Consider the following 20,662-nt stretch of genomic DNA (forward strand, 5'->3'; position numbering starts at 1 on the left):
ATCTTCATGTCTAAGATTATTATTAATGATATGACTTTACGTGATGGCATGCACCCAATGCGCCATCAAACTACACCTGAGCAAATGGTTGCGATTGCAACTGCTCTGGATGATGCAGGTGTCCCTTTAATTGAAGTTACACACGGTGACGGCTTGGGCGGTAACTCTGTGAACTACGGTTTTGCAGCGGCAACCGATGAAGAATATTTGAAGGCAGTGATTCCAAACCTGAAACAGGCAAAAGTATCTGCACTTTTACTGCCGGGTATTGGTACGGTTGATCACTTGCAAATGGCGCATGATGTTGGTGTTTCTACCATTCGTGTGGCAACGCATTCAACTGAAGCTGACGTTTCTGAACAGCACATTACTGCTGCACGTAAACTCGGTATGGACACTGTGGGCTTCTTGATGATGGCACACATGGCTTCTCCAGAAAAACTGTTGGAAGAAGCACAAAAAATGGTGTCTTACGGTGCAAACTGTATCTATGTAACGGATTCTGCAGGTTACATGCTTCCTCAAGACGTGACTGACCGCGTAGGTATTTTACGTGCCAACCTGGGTTCAGACATCGAAATCGGTTTCCATGGTCACCATAACCTAGGTATGGGTGTGGCAAACTCGATTGCAGCCGTTGATGCGGGTGCAAAACGTGTCGATTTAGCCTCTGCGGGTTTGGGTGCTGGTGCCGGTAATACACCACTAGAACTATTTGTTGCAGTGGCGAACCGTATGGGTATGGACACTGGCGTAGACTTGTTTAAAGTGCAAGATATTGCTGAAGAGCTGATTGTACCGATGATGCAGCAACCAATCCGTGCTGACCGTGATGCAGCAACTTTAGGTTATGCAGGTGTGTATTCTTCATTCCTATTGTTCGCAAAACGCGCTGAAGCGAAATACGGCGTATCTGCTCGTGAAATTCTTCTTGAGCTTGGTCGTCGTGGTACGGTTGGTGGTCAAGAAGATATGATTGAAGACTTGGCATTGACCATGTCTAAAGCAAAAGAAGCCAATGCTTAATTTGCTTTAAGTCAAAAAGCGCCCGAAATGGGCGCTTTTTTTATGTCTCAACTGACTATATGGGCTTGGTTTTTAGTTGAGATTGAATTGATGCATAGAAAGCGGATTGAAATAAGAAAAATTCTGCGAACCAATGGTCGATTTCGAGCAGTCATGGTGGTGAAATTTAACTTTAAGTTGTTGATGATTATATAAATTAAATATCATGTCATAGCTAAATTTTATAACTCAAATAAGGATAAATCTCAGCAAAAAACTTTGTTTAAACTTAAAAGCAATTAATACAGCGCATGTAATTGCAAAAAATAAAAAACTTTAAATTTTATGTTAATAAAACATGGGGTTAATTTAATCAGTTGTTCTAAATGATAAAAAAGAGTTATTGTTTTAATCTCTAAGGAAAATAAGCAGAAATAGCTTCCAAAGTTCAAGTCGCACAAAAGCCTGATAAACCTTAATACTGTAGTCGGATTTTTTTCCAAGGTATTGTTGAGCATGATGATGTCATAGCTTAATTTGATCACTGGGAATAAGCCATGCGTCGTCAAAATTTATGGATAGCAATTCTTGCTGCGACAGCAACATTAGGAACATCTGCAACTTATGCGGACTTTGTTGACGACAGCCAAGTACAATTGAAATTTAAAAACTTCTACTTAGACCGTCAAATTAAAGAAAATCCGGCGGGTAACTGGGGTTCATGGTCACAGGGTGTGACTTTGGATGCCAAGTCAGGGTATCAAGATATTGGTGCAGGTATTCAAGTGGGTGCTGACCTTTTGGTTCAACATGCATTTAAACTTAATGCACGCGATAAAAACCCAGACTGGATCTTGCCGCACGATGGTAAAGAATCAAAAGATAACTTTGGTAAAGTGGGCGTGACCCTTAAAGCCAAAGTATCTGAAACTGAGTTGAAAGTGGGTGAGTTATTACCAGTTTCTCCAGTGTTGGTTTTCGATCCATCTCGTCAGCTAATGACAACTTATAGCGGTGCATGGTTAGAGTCGAAAGAGATTAAAGATACTAAGTTAACTTTGGCATACATTGACGGGATCAATAACCGTTATGACAACCAATTCCGTGATTTATCAATGTTCGCTCCAGGTAAAAGATTACCAGATGGCACCATGGGTCATTATGATCTTGGGCCAACTTCTGATGGTATGTATATTGCGGGTATTGACCATCAATTCACACCTGAAATTGGTGGTAGCTACTGGTATGCCGATGTTCAAGACATCTACACACAGCAATATGTCGGCGCGAACTATAAAACCAAGTTAGGTGACAAAGCCAAACTGGATAGCCATATCCGTTACTTCGATAACTCGGATTCGGGTGACAAACTATATGGCGAAATTGATAACCAAGCGTTATCGGTTGGTGCGAAAGTGAATTACGGTTCGCATACCTTTGGTTTGGGTTATCAACAAATGTTTGGTGATAATGCATTCCCAACACTGGGTGGATGGGTGCCGCAGCCGTACTTAGTCAACTGGGGTATAGCAACATTTACTGCAAAAAATGAAAAATCATGGGGCTTTACGTATGGTTATGACTTTGCAGAGCTTGGTGCGAAAGGCCTAAATGCTACAGCGGTTTACTTTACAGGTTCTGATGCAGAAATTGGTACTGCAAATGGCATCCTGAAAGATCAAAAATCTGATGAGCTTAACTTAATCGTGAACTACACCGTGCCTGAAGGTAAGTTGAAGGGCTTAGGCTTCCAGGCAATGTATATCGATGCCGATTTCGATTACAAATCTGACTTGCAAGAGTACCGTGTCGCGACAACTTATACCTATAAGTTCTAATTTCTCAGGATAAAAAAGAGGGAAGTGGATTCATTGCTTCCCTTTTTATTCGCTGGTTTATTTAAAAAAGAAATACCTCAAAGATTTTATGGATATATTTTTGAGTTATGTATTTAAAAACAATAACTTAAATTATAGTCTATTTGTTGTTTATGATCGTAAATATGTATCAGTTAGCAGTGGCTGAACAGGTAATATGAGACTGTAAAAACCACAAAATCCAAAAGAGTCCCCCTTGTGTTTAAATCCGTTATGGATTGAAACATAAGCTCTACGCAATACGAGGAGCATGTATGAGCACTGTTCAGATTCCTGACTATACAACTGATTCATTCTTTGGTTTAGAAGATAAATGGATTGAAACTGCTGAAGGCGAATTAACGCATTACCACGAAGTGGGTGAAGGCACACCAATTCTATTTTTACACGGTTCAGGTACAGGTGTATCTGCTGCTGCTAACTGGTGGTTAAACCTTCCACAAATTGGTGAACAAGCACGTTGTATCGCTATCGATACGATTGGCTATGGTCAAACTGTTGTTGCACCGAATACTGCTTATGGTATCCGTGCTTGGGTTGATCACGCTGTACGTACGTTAGATGCCCTAGGTATTGAAAAAACTTGGTTAGTGGGTAACTCACTCGGTGGCTGGTTAGCATTCCAAATGGCTTTGGACTATCCAGAACGTGTATTGGGTATCGTGTCTATGGGTACAGGCGGTGCTAAACAAACTGCAGCACTTAAAGCACATGCAAACCCTGTATTAACCGAAGAAGGCATCAAGAAAACCTTGTCTATGTTTGTTGTAAACAAAGACTTGATCACAGACGAATTGGTAAAAGTACGTTTCGCTTCTGCTGCAAATGACTATGCATCAAATCGTTTGATGGATGTTGTTGGCGCACGCGACCGTGACCGTTTCGAATTCCCACTCGACTTTGAAAAAATGAAAGACATTACTGTGCCAGTATTGTTGATTCACGGTGTACAAGACGTGGTGATTCCAGTATCTCGTACGTGGGATATTTTGAACACAGTTCCAAATGCGGATGCGCATATCTTTAGCCAATGTGGTCACTGGTCACAAGTTGAAAAAGCAGAAGAATTCAACACCGTGATTAAAGATTATTTAAAAGCGCGTGGTGTGTAATTTCTTGTCACTGACATGAAATTCAAAAAAAGGATGGTTTTGCCATCCTTTTTTTTATATAAATCTTTTGAAAGAAATACTTTAAATGAGTATTATTCTCATTAATGGGTCGACAGTGTACGGTCTAAATCAGTAAAAAGGCATAAAATAAGCTCATCTGAATGGTTGGGGAAGGGGAATTATTTATTAGACTTAAGTTGTAAATCGGCAATTTTTAGCAATTTTTATCAATGTCTAAACTAAAATTTATAAGTTATTTTCCATCAAGTCGATATGCATGATAGATAAAATGCGTCGATTAAAACATTTAAACGATTAAAAAAGCGACTTTTTAGCCATAAAAAAAGCACCATTATTCATTTTAAAAATAATGGTGCTATATCTATAAATTATGACTTGGCGAAAATTAACGCTGTTCGCGATTAATATCGAGATAAAAAACTTTGGTTAGCAGTTCAAGGAATTTATCTACAGCCACAGAACTCGCCGTTTTTCGGTAACTTACATACAAGTCTAGATACGGTAATTCGACATCTAAAGGACGAATCACGGTATTGTTCATGGTCAATGGCGCGATGTATCCCGGTAGGATCGTGCAGCCTAAGCCCATGCCGATGGAGTTAATGTTAAACAGGATATTGTCGGCTTTTTGCACGATATTAAATTGAATATCATGGGTCGAAGCAAAGTCCAAAATGGCTTCATGCAACGTGCCAGATTGTTCACGTGCAGGAATGATAAAATCAATCCCATTCAATGCTTTAACTGGAATGCGCTCGTACTTCGCTAAAGGGTGATCTTTGGGTAAAATAAAGATCAGCGGTTCACGCAGTACAAACTGACTTTCAATTTCGTCGCTGTGGAAGTTATTGCGGGTAAAAGTGATGTCCAGTTCACCTTTTTGCAGCAATTTCATCTGATCACGGTTATTTAAACTGAGTAATTCAATCTTGAGTTCTGGGTTCTGAACACGTAAATTTGGCAGCACATAAGGGAAGATTTTCATCTCTGCGACAGGGACAAAACCAATGCGCAGCATCTGCTGTTTGGCTTGTGAAACCTGACGTGCCATCGCTACGGCCTTGTCTGCTTGAGCTAGTGTCAAACGTGCTTGTTCTAGAAATACGGCACCTTCTTCTGTGAGCTCAACTTTACGTTTAGTACGGTGCAACAGTTTTACGCCGACATCTTCTTCAAGATCTTTAATTTGTTGGCTTAAAGAAGGTTGAGCAGTATAAAGTTTTAACGCAGCTTTACTGAAATTGAGTTCTTCAGCGACAGTAATAAAGTAGCGTAAGTGTCGTAATTCCATATAATCAACCCGTGGAGTAATCCAAAAAATGTCTTACTTAGAAGTCCGTTCAGTATAATCTATAAACAACTATTGCGTGAGGATTATTTTACCATTCACGAAATAAATGGTGTTCTCGGCAATTTAAAAAAAATGCCATAAAAAAAATCTACCGTAATAATCCATAAAATCTCTTAATTAAAACAAAATAAATATTTCCCGAAAATCGGTCTAAAATCCATCATCGTTGAAAAGTTGAGTCTATTACTTTGTGCCTTATGGTCACAGGAGAGCTTTTCATGAGTGGAAAAATTGATGTGCGCGAAATCGATGCTTTGGTCGATGCACAAAATGGACGTATCACGCCATCTATCTATACAGATCCAGACATCTACGAACTTGAATTAGAACGTGTGTTCGGTCGTACATGGTTATTCCTATGCCATGAGAGCCAAATTCCTAAAGCCGGCGATTTCTTCAATACCTATATGGGTGAAGATCCAATCATCGTGGCACGTCAAAAAGATGGCTCAATCAAAGCATTCTTAAACCAATGTCGTCACCGCTCTATGCGTGTGAGCTTCGCGGACTGTGGTAATACACGTGCATTTACTTGCCCGTACCACGGCTGGTCTTACGGCATTGACGGTTCTTTAAAAGATATTCCACTTGAAGACCGCGCGTTCCCGCACGGTGCTTGTAAAGAGAAATGGGGTCTGGTTGAAGTTACCCGTGTTAAATCATACAAAGGCTTAGTATTCGCTTGTTGGGATGAAACAACACCTGACCTAGAAGAATACATGGGCGATATCGCTTGGTACTTAGATGGTGTTCTTGACCGTCGTCCAGGTGGTACAGAAATTATCGGTGGTGTACACAAGTGGGAAATCGAGTGTAACTGGAAATTTGCAGCTGAACAGTTTGCATCTGACCAATACCATGCATTGTTCTCTCACGCATCTGCAATTCAAGTACTTGGCGCGAAACCAGATGACGAAGCTTCTAAGAAATTAGGCGCTGCGCAAACTGCACGTCCAGTTTGGGAAACTGCGAAAGACGCGATCCAGTACGGTTCACGCGGTCATGGTTCAGGTTTCTTCTTTACAGAAAAGCCAGATGCTAACGTATGGGTAGATGGTGAAGTTGCAAACTACTTCCGTGAAACTTACGAAGAAGTTAAAGAGCGTTTAGGTGAAGTACGTGCATTACGTCTTGCTGGTCATAACACCATGTTCCCAACATTGTCTTGGTTGAACGGTACAGCAACACTTCGCGTATGGCACCCACGTGGTCCAAACAAAACTGAAGTTTGGGCATTCTGTATTGCAGACGCTGAAGCATCACAAGAAGTGAAAGAAGCATTTGAACGTTCTGCAACACGTGCATTTGGTCCAGCTGGTTTCCTAGAGCAAGATGACTCTGAGAACTGGATTGAGATTCAAAAAGTTTTACGTGGTTATAAAGCGCGTCAAAACAAACTCATTATGGAAATGGGTAAAGGCAACGAGAAAGTACGTGAAGACGGCATTCCAGGCATTACCAACTACATTTTCTCAGAAACAGCTGCACGTGGTATGTACCGTCGTTGGGCTGACCTACTGATTCATGAAAAATGGGAAGACGTTGAAGCTGCGGCTGACGAATATGAGAAGGAGCTTATGAAATGAGTCAAATTAGTTTAGAACTCCATCACCAAATTAGTCAGTTTCTTTATCGTGAAGCAAAATTGCTGGACGATTGGAAGTTCCGTGATTGGTTAGCTGTATTAGCGGAAGATATTTCTTATACGCTACGCACAACACCAAACGCGCAAACACGTGACCGTCGTCGTTCGATTGAGCCGCCAACAACTTGGGTATTTAACGATACTAAAGATTTGTTGGAACGCCGTGTAGCTCGTTTAGAGACAGGTATGGCTTGGGCTGAAGAACCTCCTTCACGTACAACACACATGGTTTCAAATGTGATTGTTGAAGCGACAGAAGTTGAAGGCGAATACGACGTTTACGTAACGTACTTGTTGTACCGTACCCAGAAAGAGAAAGATGTAACAATCTACTGTGGTAAGCGTCACGACAAGATCCGCAAAGTTGACACTGAGCAAGGTTTCGAAATCTTCAACCGTAAGATTACCCTTGATCAGGTGACTTACAACTCACATAACCTGAGCGTGTTCTTCTAATGAATAAGATTTTTGTTTGCCAAGTTGACGAATTAGACGAAGGCGAAGCATTGAAAGTAGATTGCGGCGTGAATGGTATCGATGCGCTTGCAGTATTCAACAACAATGGCGAATTTTTCGCGATGAACGACCGTTGTTCACATGGTAATGCTTCAATGTCTGAAGGTTACCTTGAAGATGATGGCACTGTTGAATGTCCACTTCATTCGGCTCGATTCTGTTTGAAAACTGGTCAAGCATTATGCTTACCAGCAACAGATCCTATCAAAACATTCCCTGTGATTGTTGAAGATGGTGCTTTATACGTAGAGATGGCAGGAGAGTAATCATGGGTTGGCTACAAGGCGAAGTTGCACTTATTACCGGTGGTGGTTCAGGCTTAGGCTGGGCATTGGTTGAACGTTTCTTAGAAGAAGGTGCACAAGTTGCTGTTCTTCAACGTTCTCAATCGAAAGTTGATGCATTGAAAGAACATTTTGGTGACCGCGTGCTTGCGATCGCAGGAGATGTAGCCAGCTATGAGGATAATGTTCGTGCAGTTCAAGCAACTGTAGAACATTATGGCAAACTTGACTGTTTCGTCGGAAACGCAGGTATCTGGGATCATTACGCAGATATCGTCAATACATCGGGTGAACAGCTGGAAAAAGCTTTTGATGAGATTATGGGTATTAACACCAAATCTCTCATCTTAGGTGCCAAAGCTGCACTTGATGCATTGATAGCTTCGGAAGGTTCTATCATATTTACTTTGTCTAACTCAGCACTGTATTCGGCAGGCGGAGGCCCTGTATACACAGCGTCTAAGCATGCTGGCGTTGGGATCATGAAAGAATTAGCCTACGAGCTTGCGCCTAAAGTACGAGTGAACGCTGTTGCTCCGTCGGGTATGAATGTAAACATCAAAGGTGCTGCTTCTTTAGGCCAAGAAAACCTCGGTCTACTCGATGCACGCGATCCTGAGAAGATTGCACGCGGCATGCCGCTCAATTTCTTACCCGAACCTGAAGATATGACTGGTTCATACGTGTTATTGGCTTCTCGTCAAAACAACCGCCCATTAACTGGTGTTTTAATTAATGCTGAATGTGGTCTGGGTATCCGTGGTTTACGACAACCACGTGCTGGCTTCTTTGACGAGATTTAATTCGCCAAATACGTAAAGGACTTACTCGGCAGCCGTCTTGGCTGCCTTCCGTTTAGGAGTCACCCATGGCCGTTAAACTTATTTGTGCATCGCACAGTCCCCTAATGGAATTCGCTTCTCCGCAAGAGAAATACAAAGAGGAAAAAGTTCGCGAAACTTTTGCCAAACTCGCTAAAGAAGTTGAAGACTATAATCCAACATTGATCATTACTTTTGGTCCAGACCATTTCAATGGTTTCTTCTATGACCTCATGCCATCTTTCTGCGTCGGTATTCGTGCCAAAGCAGCAGGTGATTGGGATTATGGTAAAGACAATGATCACATCAACGTACCTGAAGAAACTGCAGTGAATTTAGTACGTCGTGTGTTGGATGAAGGTGTTGATGTTGCGTACTCATACCGTATGCAAGCAGATCATGGCGTGACTCAACCATTACATTTCCTATGTGGTGGCAAGCTTGATCGTTATCCAACGATTCCAATTTTTATCAATGGTGCTGCTGCACCGATGCCAACAACCAAGCGTACAGTCGCTTTGGGTCGTGCAGTCGGTCAGTTCATTAAATCATTGAACTTAGAGAATGAACGTGTACTTGTTTTGGGTACAGGTGGTTTGTCTCATGATCCACCAACGCCGCAAATGGGTTCAGTTCCACCAGAAGTGGAAGAGTTCCTGATTGCAGGTCGTAATCCAACTGAAGAGGCACGTAATACACGTCAAGGCAAAATCATTGCTGTCGGTCAAAAACTCGCAGCGGGTGATACTTCTGTCGCAGTGCCTTTAAACCCAGAATGGGATCGTGCATTGCTTGAGACGTTTGCCAAAGCTGACTTTGCTGCCATTGAAGCAATGACTGAAGCTGAAATTCGTGTTGAAGGTGGTCGTGGCGGTCAAGAAGTTCGTTCTTGGATGGCTGCTTTTGCTGCACTACATGAAGTGGGCGAATACGACATGACAACACATTGCTACGAAGACATTAGTGAGTGGATTGCGGGCTTCGGCATCGTATCTGCAGAATTGAAATAAGGAACAAACCCATGAGCCAAAATGGTATCGAAACCATCGTTATTGTTGGAGCTGGTCAAGCTGGTGCTAGCGCCATTTTAGAACTCCGTGCGAACAAGTATGAAGGCAAAATCATTTTGGTGGGTGATGAAACACATCTTCCTTATGAACGTCCGCCTTTGTCTAAAGACGTAATTCTAAAACCTGAAGAGACCAAAATCGAAATTCTGTCAGAAGAAAAATTGGCAGAACTCGGTGTTGAACATATTCGTGGCAATGGCGTTGTGAAAATCCATAGCGATGCGAAAACAGTTGAACTGAAAAATGGCGAAATTGTTGCATTTGACAAGTTGCTTCTAGCAACCGGCGGTGCAGCACGCCGTTTACCGAATTTCGATGCTTTGGGTAAACACGTTTATACCTTACGTAACCTTGAAGATTCACAAGCATTGGTGCCTGTATTACAAGCGGGTCGCCGTATTGTATTGATCGGCGGTGGTGTGATTGGTCTTGAGCTTGCATCTTCAGCACGTTCTAAAGACTGTATCGTGACCGTGATTGAAATGGGTCCGATGGTCATGGGTCGTTCATCTCCACGTGTTTTAAGTGAATTCTTATTGGCACAGCAACGTCTTGCAGGTGTAGATGTTCGTCTTTCGACTTCTATTGCTGACTGTAAGCTTGATGGCGAAGAAGTAGTGATCACGCTTGAAGGCGGTGAAGAACTTCGTGCCGATGCAGTGATCTATGGTATTGGCATTGTGCCAAATGCTCAACTTGCGGTTGATGCAGGTTTAGACGTTGATTTTGCCATTAAAGTGAATAATAACTGCCAAACTTCGCATCCAGATATTTATGCAGCGGGTGACGTTGCGACTCAGCTTCGTGACTGTGGTAACCACCGTCGTGTCGAAACTTGGGAAAATGCGAACTTGCAAGCAGGTATCTTTGCTCGTCATGTAATGGATGTAGAACATCCAACCCCAAATCCAGCGTGGTTCTGGACAGATCAATTGAATATCAACTATCAATTTGTAGGTGATATGGCTGCAAGCGAATGGATCGTTCGTGGTGAAATTAAACCTGAATTGGCGGCTGAGTCTTCATTTGTATTGTTTGGTGTAACTGACGGTGTCATTGTTGGTGGTATTACGGTGAATGCTGCAAAAGAGATGCGTCATTTGAAAAAATTGATTAGCAAGAATGCGGCGTTTGAAGCGGATAAATATTTAGATTTAAGCCAAGATTTACGTAAACTTGTAAAGTAAGCTGAATGTCTAAGAGGAGCAGACTTACGGTAACGTAGGTCTGTTTTTTTATGTCTTTAGTTTTAGCATCGCACTTATAAAGCTATTTTTGTAGTCCATGTATACAGTTTTAGCTTATATAGATCTATTCAACGGTTTTAATCCTCCCAGCCCTCCTTTTTCAAAGGAGGGAGTAGTCTTTGTGAAGAATGGATTTCGTTTGGATGGTTCCCTCTCTTTTTTAAAGAGGGGCTAGGGGAGATTATTGATCGTTTGAGGAGAAGTCCTTATACCCCAAACGATCGGGTGGCATTCATACCGCCTCCAATTTAGTTGATAAAGGGGAGAACAATAATTGGTCTTAAACTTTATTAGTTAATGGTCTTACGAGTAGTTCCAGATCTGAATAGTGGGTTTCAGGTTAAGTCGTTAGAACAATCAAATTTGAGAATGAAATGAAATCTTCACTGCCGCTGACGGCAAGTATATATGCTCTTTTGGTACTGATTTGGGCGACGACGCCGCTCGCGATTGTGTGGAGTGTGCAGGAAATACATCCGATGTGGGTGTTGATTATCCGTTACTTCGGCGCATCTATTATTGCGCTGTTTCTGTTGAAATTGATGCGTGATCCTTTGCCGTTTGATGAAACCTCATTAAAAAGTTATGTGGCAGGGAGTTTGAATTTGATTGGCGCACAGTTGTTTATTTATCTCGCAGCCAATTATCTCACCTCTGGTTTAATGGCACTGATTTTTGGTTTTTCACCCTTAATTGCCGGTTTGATTGGGCATGTAATTTTAAAAACACATAAATTGGTCGCTTTGCAGTGGTTGGGCATGGCGGTTGCAGTGGGTGGTCTAACTTTTGTCTTTGCAGATTCTGCTGATAGCAAAGTCAATCCAATTGGCGTTGTACTGATGCTAATCAGCATGGTGTCGTATATTAGTTCGATTTTTTGGGTGAAGCAGATTAATGCACCGTTAAAGCCAATGTCTCAGGCAACAGGTTCTCTGATTGTTTCTGCCTTGGGTTCGGTACTCATCATTCCTTTTATCTGGCAGCATTTTCCAACCGAATTGCCAAGTGGCCGTGCCATGATAGGTTTTGTCTTTACCATGATCATGTCATCTATTGTGGCAATGCTGTGTTACTTCTGGCTGATCAAACGTTTGGCGGCATCAACGGTGTCACTCAGTAATGTGATGACACCTGTCATAGCATTGGTTTTGGGAGCGACGTTGAACAGTGAACATATTAGCTCCAATGCCTTTGTTGGAATCGTGGTCGTGATGTTTGGTATTGTGATGTACTTTTGGAAAGAGTGGCGCGAGCAATATTTTAATAAAGTACGTTGAACCGTGTACATCTACAGAATTATAAGGAAGCTGCGGCTTCTTTTTTTTCTATACCTTTGCGCTAAAGAGCGTGTTTCACATGGAACATGATGGCATTGTCGAAACAATCGACAGTTGGTGTAAAAACAACAAAATAACAAACAACAGCTACAGTCAGTTTGAGTACTATGGAATGAGTTATAAAATCAAATAGATCTGTTTGATAAAAATAAATTTAGGACAATTTTAAATGTCTGAATCTAACAAAATCGTGGTATATGCAGCGCTCTTCGGCAATTTAGCGATTGCACTGGTGAAGTTTGTCGCTGCCTATATCACGAATAGTTCGGCCATGTTGAGTGAAGCTATTCACTCTGTGGTTGATACTTTAAATGAAATCTTACTGCTCTACGGTATGAAAAAATCGCAGCAGCCAGCAAATGCACGCCATCCGTTTGGCTATGGGAGAGAGCTGTATTTTTGGGCTTTTATTGTGGCGTTGATGGTCTTTGCTTTGGGTGCGATCGTGTCGATTTATCAAGGGATTAGTCATATTTATCACCCCGAAGAAATGCAAAATCCGATGATTAACTATATCGTATTAGGTATTGCGATTTTGTGTGAAGGGACCTCTTGGTTTGTGGCATTGAAAGCATTTCGTAAAATCAAAGGGAAACAGGGCTATTTTGAAGCATTTCGACGCAGTAAAGATCCGACGACATTTACCGTGTTATTTGAAGATTCAGCAGCGCTGATTGGTCTGTTTATTGCCCTGATCGGTATCTATTTATCACACGCGCTGAATATGCCAATGCTTGATGGTCTGGCATCAATTCTAATTGGGGTTGTACTCGCTATTTCAGCAATTTTACTTGCACGTGAGACTAAAGGATTGCTCATGGGAGAAACTGCTGACCCACAATTGAGGCATAATGTCTTGATGGTTGCAGAGCAAGATCCAGCAGTGCATTCTGCCAATGGGGTGTTAACAGAGCAGATGGGTGCACATCAAGTTTTGGCATCTTTGAGTCTTGAATTTAAAGATAATTTAACGTCAGATGATATAGAAGCTTGTGTCAACAGAATTGAAGCACAAATTAAACAGCTTCATCCTGAAATTGTGGCACTCTTTGTCAAGCCTCAATCTCGGAAGGTTTGGCTTGAGCGCATGAAAGGTCGTCTTGATCAATAGGTCTGCGAGGTTAAATACTTTGCATGGTTTGTCAGCACAGTGAATGAATTTTAAATACACATGAATCAAAAAACTCAATCAGCACAATTTCAAATCAGTACTGAACGTTGTATGAAACATACGTGGACGAAGCCTGTATTTGATTATCTGGCAACCGACCATTTTAATGGGGAAAAATTCTTTAATACCATTCGAAATCCAGATCCGTTTACGCGTAAAGATATGCTGAAATGGATCATGACGCGTAAAAGCGACACGTGGAAAGTAGATCGTGAGCAAGAATACCAACAGTTTTTTGCCTCTTCGCGTAGCATTCCGCACAATCGGCCATTGGCTAAAATGGATGATTGGTTGGTTTGGTTTGTCGGACATGCGACGGTTTTGATTCAAATTGGGCCATATAATTTTTTGACCGATCCTGTATGGGCGGAGTATGCAGGCCCACGTCAAGGGGCTGGACCACGACGTGCTTGTCCTGCAGGAATTGCCTTAGAAGAATTACCTACAATTCATGGGGTTTTACTGAGCCATAATCATTATGATCATATGGATTTAGCAACCTTGAATTGGTTACATGAACAATTTGCTATGCCGATTTATACTGGTTTAGGCAATGCTTATTATTTACCCACACATTTCAATGTCATTGAACTTGATTGGTGGCAATCGGAAATGTTTGAAGATTTGCGTATCGTTTATACGCCTGCACAGCATGGTTCAGGTCGTGGTTGGCGAGATCAAAATCATGCCTTATGGGGAGGTTTTTCCATCGTGCATAGTACAGGACATTTCTTCTTTGCTGGAGATACTGGCTATGCCGCACATTTCAAACAAATCCATACACGCTTAGGTGCACCCCGAGTAGCGTTATTACCGATTGGAGCTTATGAGCCACGTCGTTTAATGAAATATTTGCACATGAATCCCGAAGAAGCTTTTCAGGCGCATAAAGATTTACAGTCAAAATGTTCATTGGCAATGCATTATCGGACTTTTCAGTTGACTGATGAAGCTAGAGACCAACCTGAACACGACTTACATCATGCAATGCGAAAAACATCAAAGTTAATGAATCCATTTTTAACCATGCATGAAGGCAAAAAATTAATTGTTTAAGGATTAATTAAAAGGTAATTGGAATATTTAATGCCAAGAAAAAACCACCTTAAAAGGTGGTTTTTTTATTCAAAGATAAAACTTAAAGCAAGCCAGGATTACCTTGAGCTGGATCAGTTGCACGAGCAGCTTGCGCATCCGCTACAGTTAAGCCTAATGCTTTTGCAACACCTTCACCATAAGCTGGATCACATGCGTAACAGTTACGGATATGACGGTATTTAATGAAGTCGAGTGCATCGCCCATTGCGCCAGCAGTGTTATTAAACAATGCTTGTTTTTGTTCATCATTCATTAAGTTGAATAATGCACGTGGTTGACTGAAATAGTCGCTGTCATCTTCACGATAATCCCACAAGTCAGCATCACCAGTAATTTTCAATGGTGGTTCTTTGTATTGTGGTTGCTCTTGCCATTGGCTGAAGCTGTTTGGTTCATAATGCGGTGTTGCACCATAGTTACCATCCATACGGCCTTGACCATCACGACGGTTGGAATGAACAGGGCAACGTGGTGCATTTACAGGAATTTGGTAATGGTTTACACCCACGCGATAACGTGCAGCATCAGCATAGTTGAATAAACGCGCTTGCAGCATACGGTCAGGTGAGAAGCTAATGCCCGGCACCAAGTTACTTGGTGCAAAAGCGGCTTGTTCAACATCTTGGAAATAGTTTTCAGGGTTACGATTGAGTTCGAATTCACCCACTTCAATCAACGGATAGTCGCCTTTAGGCCATACTTTGGTTAAATCAAATGGGTGATAAGGTACTTTTTCTGCATCAAGTTCAGGCATAATTTGAACGTACATTTTCCATTTTGGAAAATCGCCGCGTTCAATTGCATTGAACAGATCGGTTTGTGAGCTTTCACGGTCTTTGGCAATAATTGCTTCAGCTTCAGCATCGGTTAAGTTTTTAATGCCTTGTTGAGTGCGCATGTGGAATTTAACCCAGAAGCGTTCATTATTGGCATTAATAAAACTGAAAGTATGACTGCCAAAACCATGCATATGACGGTAACCATCTGGAATACCGCGGTCAGACATCACAATCGTAACTTGGTGTAGAGCTTCAGGTAGTAAAGTCCAAAAATCCCAGTTATTAGTTGCACTACGCTTATTGGTTTTAGGATCGCGTTTTACTGCTTTGTTTAAGTCAGGGAATTTACGAGCATCACGTAGGAAGAAGACAGGGGTGTTATTACCAACTAAATCCCAGTTACCTTCTTCAGTATAGAATTTAAGGGCAAAACCACGAATATCGCGTTCTGCATCTGCAGCACCACGCTCACCTGCTACGGTAGAAAAACGAGCAAAAAGTTCAGTTTTTTTACCAACTTCTGAGAAAATTTTAGCGCGGGTATATTGGGTAATATCGTTAGTCACGGTAAACGTACCGAAAGCACCAGAACCTTTGGCATGCATACGACGCTCTGGAATTACTTCACGAACGAAATTACCGAGTTTTTCATTAAGCCATAGGTCTTGGGCAAGCAAAGGACCACGTGCACCTGCCGTCATACTGTTCTGATTATCTACAACAGGAGCACCAGCATCAGTTGTTAGGTGGGTGACAGGACATTTTTTAACGTCGTCGCTCATTGAGTATCTCCATTATTATAATCATGTATTAAAGTTGGGAGTTATAACCTTATCAATTGATAACACGCTCAACAGCACATGACATTAACCGTTTTGTTAATTCATTTTAAAGTGACAATGTGACAACAGTTTTTCTCTCATTCTAAAATTTTTCAAGCAGCAATCAATCGAAGAAAAGTCATAAAACTGTAGCCGTTAAAAGCTTAAAAATCTTTATATACTTATTGACTCTAAAGCTTTCTGTGGCTTTTGACAAATGGAAAAATAGTTTTGAATAAATGGTTAATTAGATTGATTAAGTTATTGAATTTATATTATTTATTTATATATTTTGTTTTAATATTTTATCCATGAATTAAACTCAAATATGTTGCTATGATAGGTAGAACAGGACGAACTAATTAAATCCATATTTTTATTATGGATTTTGGCCTTAATATAGGTTTTCTTAGCTGATTCTAGTTAATGAAAGACATTTTTGAGCTATTAATATTGGAGAGTTTTTCAATATTAAAGACATTATTTAATACTTAAAATAAGCTAAAAATATAGCTGAAGAAATATTGGCAAGTGGTCTAAGTTGTTTTAGAAAATTGTAAATAAATTTTTATGGGATGATGCTAGTTGGCACACCTATCTTTATTGTTATCAGGTCAGGTGTTGTCACTCCAGCGTGAATCGATTCCTACATCATATCAACATACTAGGCAACCTTACGTGATCGCATATCGTAGTTGAGGGGGTTAATGGCGAACCCATTTTGACCTCGGGGTATATTTTACTCCCAAAAGGATAAGCACTTAAACAAGACTGGACCGTATTGGCATGAGCACATGGCACGACTGTGTGGCTGATACAAGTGCTCCTTCAAGTGATTATACAATGGGCCTGTGTATAGTTTGCAACTAGTCATAGATGGTGCAATCGACAGTTGTTTGAGGCATGGCTATGTAGTGGTTACAACAGATTATCAAGGACTGGGTAAGCCAAAACTGCACCCTTATATGAATGTAGTCAGTTAAGTTTATAATTTGGTGGATTCTGTACATGCACTGCATTCTTGGAAGCCGAGGCAATTTAATAAAGACTGGATGGTGATGGGGCATAGTCAAGGTGGTGCAGCTGCTATTGCGGTTGCAGCTCAGGGACAAAAAGATGCGCTTGAATTGAATCTTAACGCTGCAATACCCTTGGCACCGGGTGGTTATCAATATGAATGTATTGCTGAATACGTAGAAACCAATCCAAATCCAGATACCAACGTAGCGGCATTTTTCCCCAGCGTGTTGTTGGGAGCAGCCGAAGCAGATCGATCAATGTAGATCAACAGGTTAGTCCAGATATGCAGTCTTTACTAAATCAGGCCCGTAAACGTTGTTTATCAGAAATAAAAAAATTAGTTAAAATAAGCACCTCAGCCAATCTTTTAAAAAATTCAGACTTAAGGCCATCCCCAAGCTATTTAAAACGGCAGTCGATTGAATATATGACCCTAACCGTAACACTGATGTTTGTTTAAGGCGCCGCAGACCATTTGTCGATCACCTTGGTACTCAAAGTTATTACCAGAAAGTGTGCAAATAAAAATTGCCAGTAGTCTATCAGGCGATCCCAAATGGCTATCATCGTGGTGCATTAGGCCATAGTCCAAAATATACGGCTGAATTTTTAAAGAGCTTACAACTGGCCAGCATTGCAAAGGCGTATAAATGAGACAAGTAAGCTGGCAATAAAAGCTTAACTTCTAAAGCACTTTTATTGACGGATGAAACAAGTGATGAATGATTTTCTTCTACCGTAAAAATGAATTTCCTAAATATCTAAAATAACTGGTTTAAGAGCCGATTTTTTGTAAATAACATGACTTTATTTTATTCACCGATGCATTTGAAACATCATTAGACTTGTCCGCGAAGTCTAATCGCGCAACATATGAATTATATCTCGCTTTAATTCATCCCACTCCCCAAAATCAGGCTCAATCAATAAAGTTTGCGACACAAAGCCATAACACACCCGCTGCATATTTAAAGCCATCTGTTTGAGCTGTTCATCATCCTGTATAAATGGCTCAAGCATACTGCGCCACATTTGCACCATCATGGCATAACTCTTACGGTAACTTTCAATATCTGAAATCTGCCGTTCTAACAAAAACACCTGTGACCATAAAAACTGCTGCGCTTGAATTTGCTCAATTTGGAAGTGGATGATTTGCTGTAAATACTCTTGAAAATCCAAATCTGTGGATAACTTCATCAGCGATTGTGCATAAGTTTTCATCTGTTCGGCATTGTGCTTCACATGTAAATGAATGGTTAGCGCAATCAAATCTTCCTTTTTAGAAAAATATTCATAGAACGTTCCCAAGCCCACGCCTGCAAGGTCGGTAATTTCCCGAATGGTAATTTGGCTGGCAGGACGCTCATGCAAAAGCCGAACAAAACTGTCCTGTAAGGCTTCTTGCGTCAGTTTGGCACGTGATTGACGTGGCTTACGCCGTATTTGAATGGCTGAATGCTTCATATTTTTAAGCGCGGAAAACCGAACGTCTATGCTTTAAATTTTCTCTATACTGAAATGAAAAGCCAACAAGAACAAGCGGAAAATATAGACGATGAATACATTAGAACAGACATGGATGACGCATCAAATCAGCAACCAATTTGATGAACTGGAAAACTACAATCTATTTTCAAGCGATACGGTTTTACATGAAATCTTAAAGCGCTATGGCAGCCACGATCAGCCGATCTTATGCGAAATGGGCAAAGTGGCAGGTTCGAGTGAATACTTTCAGCATGGGGCTTTAGCCAACAAACATACCCCAATTTTACATGCCTTCGATGCGCGAGGCCGCCGTACTGACTTTATCGAGTTTCATCCTTCATGGCATAAATGGATGGGACTCAACCGCCAGTTTGATACCCATGCACATCCATTTAATCAGCCAAATTCCAAGGCAAAATGGGTGGAGTGGGCAGCACGTTTTTATTTAGCAGGTCAGGTCGAGTGCGGCAATTTATGTCCAAATTCAATGACGCTCGGCAGTATTCCACTCATTCAGCGCGAACCTGAACTATGGGCGAAAATTGGCGAGAAACTACTATCGACTGAATATGATGAACGCGATGTACCGATTGCGCAGAAAAAGTCGATTTGGCTCGGTATGGGCATGACCGAAAAGCAGGGCGGTTCAGATGTACGTGCTAATGAAACTATAGCTGTGCCTGTGGCAGAAACAGGACGAGGCAAAGCTTATTTACTCACGGGGCATAAATGGTTTTTCTCTGCACCGATGTGTGATGCGCATTTGGTGGTGGCAAAAACCGAACAAGATGGCTTGGCTTGTTTCTTTGTGCCGCGTTGGTTGGAAGATGGCACGAAGAATAATATTCAGGTGCAACGCCTAAAAGAAAAAGTCGGTAACCGCAGTAATTCAAGCTCGGAAGTCGAATTCAAAAATGCATGGGGCATTATGATTGGTGAGGCAGGGCGTGGCATTCCAACCATTATTGAAATGGCGAATTATACCCGTCTGACCTGTTCGGTCGGTTCGAGCGCCATGCTGCGTCAAGCTTTGGTGCAATGCATTGCCTATACTCGTCAGCGTCAGGCTTTTGGTAAACATTTGATTGAACAACCCTTAATGCGTGCAGTTTTGGCAGATTTGGCTTTAGAGAGTGAAGCAGCGACGCAGCTCAGTTTTCATTTGGCGCAGTGCTATGAATCAGATGATGCCTTGTCTGTGGCATGGAAACGCATTATGACCCCAGCAGCTAAGTTTTGGATTTGTAAACGTGCAGTCGAACTAACTGGTGAGATGATGGAAGTCTTTGGCGGCAATGGCTATGTCGATAACGGCATCATGGCGCGCATCTTTAAAGAAGCACCTGTGAATACCATTTGGGAAGGTTCAGGCAATGTCATGTGCCTAGATGTGCTGCGTGCGATTGGGCGTGATCCTAAATCTATTGAGGTGCTGTTTAAAGATTTGGCCAGTACAGCAAGTACAGATGAAAGCTTGCAAACAGAATTGCAGGACTTGTTCAGGTTGTTCCATCAATCGCCTGAAGATTTACAATTTATGGGGCGCAGTTTGGTCAGTCGTTTAACGGTACTTGCACAAGCGGTGTTATTGAAACGCTATGCGCCTGATTATGTAGCAAATGGCTTTATTCAAAGCCGTTATAGTGCGAAACATGGGCAAGTGGTGGGGATGTTGGATGCCAAAATGGTCGATGTAGAGCGTTTGTTGGAACGGGCTTTCGCAAGTTAAATACAATGTATTTCCCTCTCTTAATGGGCATAGGTATCTACACATTTTTTATAAATTGAATGCGATCTGAGCAATCGCATTCAGCTCATCAGACGAATACTCTGACAACAACTGAAGAGTGTTTAATAGTATTGAAAGCCCTGCCAGTATGGCAGGGGCACTTTCTAATTTTCCCCTTTTCTGTTGCCTACCTGAAATTCGGGTGAGAAATGCCCGAATTCTTATATTCTGCTCATCTGTACCACGCTGTACTCGCCATGTCAGCAC

Annotated in this window: 17 protein-coding genes and 1 pseudogene; 14 read left to right on the top strand and 4 right to left on the bottom strand. The window is 41.5% G+C overall.

All coding sequences use genetic code 11. From position 1 onward, the window contains the following. The first annotated feature begins 6 nt into the window (after positions 1–6). From dmpG to FTV03_RS10355, 3 genes are all read left to right on the top strand, one after another. Positions 7–1,026, top strand: a complete 1,020-nt coding sequence (dmpG, locus tag FTV03_RS10345; RefSeq protein WP_180041352.1) for a 4-hydroxy-2-oxovalerate aldolase — start codon at positions 7–9, stop codon at positions 1,024–1,026. Between the two features lie 536 nt (positions 1,027–1,562). After that, the gene (locus FTV03_RS10350; protein WP_168377929.1) at positions 1,563–2,843 is read left to right on the top strand and encodes an OprD family outer membrane porin; all 1,281 of its coding nucleotides are present in this window, start codon (positions 1,563–1,565) and stop codon (positions 2,841–2,843) included. Positions 2,844–3,136: 293 nt separating this feature from the next. Then, the gene (locus FTV03_RS10355) at positions 3,137–3,994 is read left to right on the top strand and encodes an alpha/beta fold hydrolase (protein WP_168377928.1); all 858 of its coding nucleotides are present in this window, start codon (positions 3,137–3,139) and stop codon (positions 3,992–3,994) included. Between the two features lie 406 nt (positions 3,995–4,400). Here the strand turns inward: FTV03_RS10355 and hcaR are convergent, their stop codons facing one another. Then, positions 4,401–5,306: a DNA-binding transcriptional regulator HcaR gene (gene hcaR / locus FTV03_RS10360; protein WP_180002937.1), complete on the bottom strand. Its 906-nt coding sequence runs from the start codon at positions 5,304–5,306 to the stop codon at positions 4,401–4,403. A 278-nt stretch (positions 5,307–5,584) separates the two neighbouring features. Between hcaR and hcaE the strand changes: the two genes are divergently transcribed. The 9 genes from hcaE to FTV03_RS10405 all read left to right on the top strand — a co-directional run bounded on the left by hcaE (position 5,585) and on the right by FTV03_RS10405 (position 14,513). Continuing rightward, the gene (gene hcaE / locus FTV03_RS10365) at positions 5,585–6,952 is read left to right on the top strand and encodes a 3-phenylpropionate/cinnamic acid dioxygenase subunit alpha (RefSeq protein WP_180041353.1); all 1,368 of its coding nucleotides are present in this window, start codon (positions 5,585–5,587) and stop codon (positions 6,950–6,952) included. Beyond that, a complete protein-coding gene (hcaF, locus tag FTV03_RS10370; protein WP_067763936.1) occupies positions 6,949–7,467 on the top strand; it encodes a 3-phenylpropionate/cinnamic acid dioxygenase subunit beta in 519 nt (172 codons plus the stop codon). The genes hcaE and hcaF overlap by 4 nt, the downstream gene beginning before the upstream one ends. Further along, positions 7,467–7,793, top strand: coding sequence for a 3-phenylpropionate/cinnamic acid dioxygenase ferredoxin subunit (hcaC, locus tag FTV03_RS10375; RefSeq protein ID WP_067763933.1), 327 nt, complete (start codon positions 7,467–7,469; stop codon positions 7,791–7,793). Before hcaF ends, hcaC begins: the two co-directional genes overlap by 1 nt. 2 nt (positions 7,794–7,795) lie before the next feature. Then, complete coding sequence (gene hcaB / locus FTV03_RS10380) at positions 7,796–8,614, top strand: 3-phenylpropionate-dihydrodiol/cinnamic acid-dihydrodiol dehydrogenase (RefSeq protein ID WP_078192772.1); 819 nt, start codon at positions 7,796–7,798, stop codon at positions 8,612–8,614. A gap of 65 nt (positions 8,615–8,679) precedes the next feature. Beyond that, complete coding sequence (locus FTV03_RS10385; RefSeq protein ID WP_180041354.1) at positions 8,680–9,642, top strand: 3-carboxyethylcatechol 2,3-dioxygenase; 963 nt, start codon at positions 8,680–8,682, stop codon at positions 9,640–9,642. Positions 9,643–9,653: 11 nt separating this feature from the next. Then, complete coding sequence (gene hcaD, locus FTV03_RS10390) at positions 9,654–10,889, top strand: 3-phenylpropionate/cinnamic acid dioxygenase ferredoxin--NAD(+) reductase subunit (protein WP_180007136.1); 1,236 nt, start codon at positions 9,654–9,656, stop codon at positions 10,887–10,889. Between the two features lie 434 nt (positions 10,890–11,323). Then, entirely contained in the window at positions 11,324–12,226 is a 903-nt protein-coding gene (locus FTV03_RS10395) for a DMT family transporter (protein ID WP_180021141.1), read from the top strand. 229 nt (positions 12,227–12,455) lie between these two features. Next, entirely contained in the window at positions 12,456–13,397 is a 942-nt protein-coding gene (locus tag FTV03_RS10400; RefSeq protein WP_078192768.1) for a cation diffusion facilitator family transporter, read from the top strand. A 60-nt stretch (positions 13,398–13,457) separates the two neighbouring features. After that, positions 13,458–14,513: an MBL fold metallo-hydrolase gene (locus FTV03_RS10405; RefSeq protein WP_180041355.1), complete on the top strand. Its 1,056-nt coding sequence runs from the start codon at positions 13,458–13,460 to the stop codon at positions 14,511–14,513. 82 nt (positions 14,514–14,595) lie between these two features. On the opposite strand, the gene FTV03_RS10410 is transcribed toward FTV03_RS10405, so the two are convergent. After that, positions 14,596–16,116, bottom strand: a complete 1,521-nt coding sequence (locus FTV03_RS10410; protein WP_111884100.1) for a catalase — start codon at positions 16,114–16,116, stop codon at positions 14,596–14,598. A gap of 1,031 nt (positions 16,117–17,147) precedes the next feature. Between FTV03_RS10410 and FTV03_RS10415 the strand changes: the two genes are divergently transcribed. Next, positions 17,148–17,438, top strand: coding sequence for a hypothetical protein (locus FTV03_RS10415; protein WP_180041356.1), 291 nt, complete (start codon positions 17,148–17,150; stop codon positions 17,436–17,438). A gap of 595 nt (positions 17,439–18,033) precedes the next feature. Here the strand turns inward: FTV03_RS10415 and FTV03_RS10420 are convergent. Next, positions 18,034–18,642: a TetR/AcrR family transcriptional regulator gene (locus FTV03_RS10420; RefSeq protein ID WP_180041357.1), complete on the bottom strand. Its 609-nt coding sequence runs from the start codon at positions 18,640–18,642 to the stop codon at positions 18,034–18,036. A 91-nt stretch (positions 18,643–18,733) separates the two neighbouring features. Here FTV03_RS10420 and FTV03_RS10425 point away from each other — a divergent pair, with 91 nt between their 5' ends. Next, positions 18,734–20,395: an acyl-CoA dehydrogenase family protein gene (locus FTV03_RS10425; RefSeq protein ID WP_180041358.1), complete on the top strand. Its 1,662-nt coding sequence runs from the start codon at positions 18,734–18,736 to the stop codon at positions 20,393–20,395. Between the two features lie 48 nt (positions 20,396–20,443). Here FTV03_RS10425 and FTV03_RS17785 read toward each other — a convergent pair. Continuing rightward, a pseudogene (locus FTV03_RS17785) lies at positions 20,444–20,662 on the bottom strand (transposase); the annotation flags it as partial.

Origin of the sequence: Acinetobacter sp. YH12218, from assembly GCF_013417925.1 — a bacterium.
GTDB classification, from domain to species: domain Bacteria; phylum Pseudomonadota; class Gammaproteobacteria; order Pseudomonadales; family Moraxellaceae; genus Acinetobacter; species Acinetobacter amyesii.

Coding starts and splice junctions, on each gene's coding strand:
- hcaF (WP_067763936.1), top strand. CDS start 6,949: ATGAGTCAAATTAGTTTAGAACTCCATCACCAAATTAGTCAGTTTCTT.
- FTV03_RS10425 (WP_180041358.1), top strand. CDS start 18,734: ATGAATACATTAGAACAGACATGGATGACGCATCAAATCAGCAACCAA.
- FTV03_RS10405 (WP_180041355.1), top strand. CDS start 13,458: ATGAATCAAAAAACTCAATCAGCACAATTTCAAATCAGTACTGAACGT.
- FTV03_RS10400 (WP_078192768.1), top strand. CDS start 12,456: ATGTCTGAATCTAACAAAATCGTGGTATATGCAGCGCTCTTCGGCAAT.
- hcaE (WP_180041353.1), top strand. CDS start 5,585: ATGAGTGGAAAAATTGATGTGCGCGAAATCGATGCTTTGGTCGATGCA.
- hcaB (WP_078192772.1), top strand. CDS start 7,796: ATGGGTTGGCTACAAGGCGAAGTTGCACTTATTACCGGTGGTGGTTCA.
- FTV03_RS10355 (WP_168377928.1), top strand. CDS start 3,137: ATGAGCACTGTTCAGATTCCTGACTATACAACTGATTCATTCTTTGGT.
- FTV03_RS10350 (WP_168377929.1), top strand. CDS start 1,563: ATGCGTCGTCAAAATTTATGGATAGCAATTCTTGCTGCGACAGCAACA.
- FTV03_RS10420 (WP_180041357.1), bottom strand. CDS start 18,642: ATGAAGCATTCAGCCATTCAAATACGGCGTAAGCCACGTCAATCACGT.
- hcaR (WP_180002937.1), bottom strand. CDS start 5,306: ATGGAATTACGACACTTACGCTACTTTATTACTGTCGCTGAAGAACTC.
- hcaD (WP_180007136.1), top strand. CDS start 9,654: ATGAGCCAAAATGGTATCGAAACCATCGTTATTGTTGGAGCTGGTCAA.
- FTV03_RS10385 (WP_180041354.1), top strand. CDS start 8,680: ATGGCCGTTAAACTTATTTGTGCATCGCACAGTCCCCTAATGGAATTC.
- FTV03_RS10410 (WP_111884100.1), bottom strand. CDS start 16,116: ATGAGCGACGACGTTAAAAAATGTCCTGTCACCCACCTAACAACTGAT.
- dmpG (WP_180041352.1), top strand. CDS start 7: ATGTCTAAGATTATTATTAATGATATGACTTTACGTGATGGCATGCAC.
- hcaC (WP_067763933.1), top strand. CDS start 7,467: ATGAATAAGATTTTTGTTTGCCAAGTTGACGAATTAGACGAAGGCGAA.
- FTV03_RS10395 (WP_180021141.1), top strand. CDS start 11,324: ATGAAATCTTCACTGCCGCTGACGGCAAGTATATATGCTCTTTTGGTA.